This window comes from Mycobacterium sp. TH-M11 (genome assembly GCF_057473725.1).
In genome coordinates this window covers 1-2,949 of record NZ_JBYCLD010000364.1, presented here as the reverse complement: position 1 = coordinate 2,949, position 2,949 = coordinate 1, and the positions used below count along the sequence as shown (strand labels likewise).

5 protein-coding genes are annotated in these 2,949 nt (G+C 66.9%); 1 reads left to right on the top strand and 4 read right to left on the bottom strand.

All coding sequences use genetic code 11. The annotated features are described in order from the left end of the window. Together AC2VOG_RS14650 and AC2VOG_RS14645 are read right to left on the bottom strand one after the other, a co-directional pair. Window positions 1–711 (bottom strand): GAF domain-containing protein (locus tag AC2VOG_RS14650; protein ID WP_486940613.1); only part of this gene is annotated, 711 nt, incomplete at its 3' end. Then, entirely contained in the window at window positions 708–1,358 is a 651-nt protein-coding gene (locus AC2VOG_RS14645; RefSeq protein WP_486940612.1) for a response regulator, read from the bottom strand. The genes AC2VOG_RS14650 and AC2VOG_RS14645, both read right to left, overlap by 4 nt. A 92-nt stretch (window positions 1,359–1,450) precedes the next feature. Between AC2VOG_RS14645 and AC2VOG_RS14640 the strand changes: the two genes are divergently transcribed. Next, on the top strand, window positions 1,451–1,972 hold the full coding sequence (locus tag AC2VOG_RS14640; RefSeq protein ID WP_486940611.1) for an HAD family hydrolase: 522 nt from the start codon (window positions 1,451–1,453) through the stop codon (window positions 1,970–1,972). Here the strand turns inward: AC2VOG_RS14640 and mmsB are convergent. Further along, a complete protein-coding gene (mmsB, locus tag AC2VOG_RS14635) occupies window positions 1,953–2,822 on the bottom strand; it encodes a 3-hydroxyisobutyrate dehydrogenase (RefSeq protein ID WP_486940610.1) in 870 nt (289 codons plus the stop codon). The genes AC2VOG_RS14640 and mmsB overlap by 20 nt on opposite strands. 16 nt (window positions 2,823–2,838) lie before the next feature. After that, on the bottom strand, window positions 2,839–2,949 hold a 111-nt coding region (locus AC2VOG_RS14630), incomplete at its 5' end, for an acyl-CoA dehydrogenase family protein (RefSeq protein WP_486940614.1).

Genomic DNA, 2,949 nt, shown 5'->3' with positions numbered 1-2,949 from the left:
GTTGCCGACGGCGCGCGCGGCCGCGTCGAGCCGGTAGGACAGCGTGATCAGGCGCTGCGAAATCCCGTCGTGAATATCGCCGGCCACCCGGCGCCGTTCGATCTCTTGGGCTTCGATCACCTGCTCGACGAACAACTCGTGGGCTCGTTCCCTGGCCACCAGTTGCCGGTGCAATCTCGCCTGATGCATGGCCCCGGCGATGAGACGGCCGATCACGCGCAGCAATTCGACGTCACCGTCGGTGAATTCGCGACGGGCGACGGTGTGCACGTTCAGCACGCCGACCAGGCCGCCGGGATCGGTCTCCATCGGCATCGACACCATCGAGGTGAAGTCGCGGCCCCGCAGCGACTGGAACGGCAGATACCGTGGGTCGGCTTCCTTGTCGTCGGTGATGACGACCGGCTCGCGATGTTTGGCCACCCAGCCGGAAATACCCGATCCCAACGGCAGCCGGATCTTTCCCACCTGGCCGTCGAACGGCGGCGTCGCTCCGGCGAGCGTCAACGAACGGTCGCTGTCGTCGAGCACATGCACGAAACACACGTCGGTTCCGGTGGCCGCGGTGATCATCCGTGCCGCGGCCGCGGCCAGCGGCTCGACCCCGGGCCCGGTGGAGGCGGCCTGGATGAGTTCGCGCAGCAGTGCCAATTCGCGGTCGGCGTCGACGAGGTCGTGCACGGCGTTCGACGGGCGGATGCGCTCGGTCACTGGTAGATCCCCTCCCGCAGGGCGGTTGCCACCGCGCCGGTGCGGTCGTTGACGCCGAGCTTGCGGTAGATCGACCGCAGGTGGCTCTTGACGGTCTCCTCACCGATCACCAGCTTGGTGGCAATCCCTCGGTTGGACAGCCCGTTGACCGTGCAGGACAGGATCTCGCTCTCGCGTTGGGTGAGCCCTTGCCGGACGCCCGGCCAGAATTCGTCGCGCTGCATCCGGGCCGCGGTATCGGCCGCGCGCGCCGCCATCCCCGGATCGATGACGGTGTCGCCCCGATGCGCCAATTCCAGTTGCCGCACCAGTTCGTCGCTGCTGATGCTCTTGAGCAGGTAGCCGCTCGCGCCCACCCGCAGTGCCTGATACAGGTATTGCTCGTCGTCATAGACCGACAGCATCACGACTTTGCGGGCGGGGTCACGTTCGCGCAGCATCTTGCACAGGTCCAATCCGCTGGAGCCCTGCATGCGCACGTCGCACAACACGACGTCGGGCCGCAGCTCGTCGACAACCTCAACCGCGCGCTGGGCACCGACGGCCTGCCCGACGACCTGCACCCGGTCGGCGAACGAGGTCAACATTGCCTTGAGACCCTCGATGACCATCTCGTGGTCGTCGACCAGGACAAGTCGCACCGGCATGGCACCACCCTAGGAGCAGGCCGGCGGTTGATCCCCGGAATCCCCCTAATGGGGGAGGCTGGGCTGCGGTGATTTGGGGCACCCTGTCAGGCGTGCGAAGCAACGGGAATGCTCGTTCGGCCAGGACCTTCTGGTGGGATCGGGAATCAGGGACCGACGCAGACGAATTGCGCGCGGTGATCTTCGATGCCGACTCTGCGCTGGCGGAGATCGGTTGTGATGAGGCTCGGACGGACCTGATCGATGCGGTGATGAGCCTATTCGTCGCCGGCATCTGGGTAGGCGTGGTCGGTGCGCGGCCGCGGGCTGAGGTCCAGACGTTGGTGCGTCACCTGCTCGGCGACGGCCTGGTCGAGACGATCGTGACCGTCGACGACACGACCGAAGCCGGCCCGGCCGGCAGGGGCGAACTCTACCGGCTGGCGTTGTGGGAGATGGGAATAACGCCGCGCGCCGCGCTGGCCGTCACGGGTCCAGTGGCGGGGTGTGCCTCTGACAGGGCGGGACTGCCCGCGGTGATCATTGACGAGCCACTGTCGGCGGCCAGTTGCCGGCGCGCGCACCGTCGCTGGTGGGCAGTTCAGCCCCGGCGGCCTAGCGCAGCGTTTCGATGATCGCGCTGAAGTCTTTGTCGCCGTTGTCGATTGCGAACTTTGCGTAGATGTCGGCGGCGTGGCTGCCCAGCGGCGCAGTCGCGCCGGTCGAGTCGACCGCGTCCATCGCCAGGCCGAGATCTTTGTTCATCAGCACGGTGGCGAAGCCGGGCTTGAAGTCGTTGCTGGCCGGCGATGTCGGGACCGGGCCGGGCACCGGGCAATTCGTGTGGACCGCCCAGCAGTTGCCGGTTGCCCCGGTGATCACGTCGAACAGCGCTTGCGCGGACAGTCCGAGTTTCTCGGCCAGCACGAACGCTTCGCCGATCGCGATCTGATGCACGGCCAGCACCATGTTGTTGCAGATTTTGGCGGCCTGGCCGGCACCGGCGGCACCGCAGTGGATGATCTTGCCCGCCATGGGTTCCAAAGTCGGTTCCGCGCGCCGCACGACGTCTGGTTCGCCACCGACCATGAAGGCCAGCGTGCCCGCTGCCGCGCCCTTGACGCCGCCGGAGACCGGGGCGTCGAGTTGGGCCACGCCGTGTTCGGCCGCCAAGGCGTGCACCTCGCGCGCGTCGTCGACGGAAATGGTTGAGCTGTCGATCAATAACGTTTCCTTGCCGACGACGGGCAGGATCTCGGCGTAGCAGCGTTTCACCAGTTCGCCGTTCGGCAGCATCGTGATAACCACTTCCGCGCCGGTGACCGCATCGGGGCCGCTGTCCAGCACCTGGACGCCATTGGCCTTCGCGGCTTCGACCGCCGCTGGCATCGGGTCGAAACCCCGCACGGTGTGCCCGGCGGAGACCAGGTTTTTCGACATCGGGCCACCCATGTGGCCGAGCCCCAAAAACGCCACGGTAGACATCTGTTCTGCAACCTTCCTAGGCGCTGGCGCGAACGCGGGCGGCCTCGGCCCGGCCGATGACCACCCGCATGATCTCGTTGGTTCCCTCCAGGATGCGGTGCACCCTCAGATCGCGCACGATCTTCTC

Excerpts from the sequence above, each read along its gene's own strand:
- AC2VOG_RS14645 (WP_486940612.1), bottom strand. The coding sequence starts at position 1,358 with ATGCCGGTGCGACTTGTCCTGGTCGACGACCACGAGATGGTCATCGAG.
- mmsB (WP_486940610.1), bottom strand. The coding sequence starts at position 2,822 with ATGTCTACCGTGGCGTTTTTGGGGCTCGGCCACATGGGTGGCCCGATG.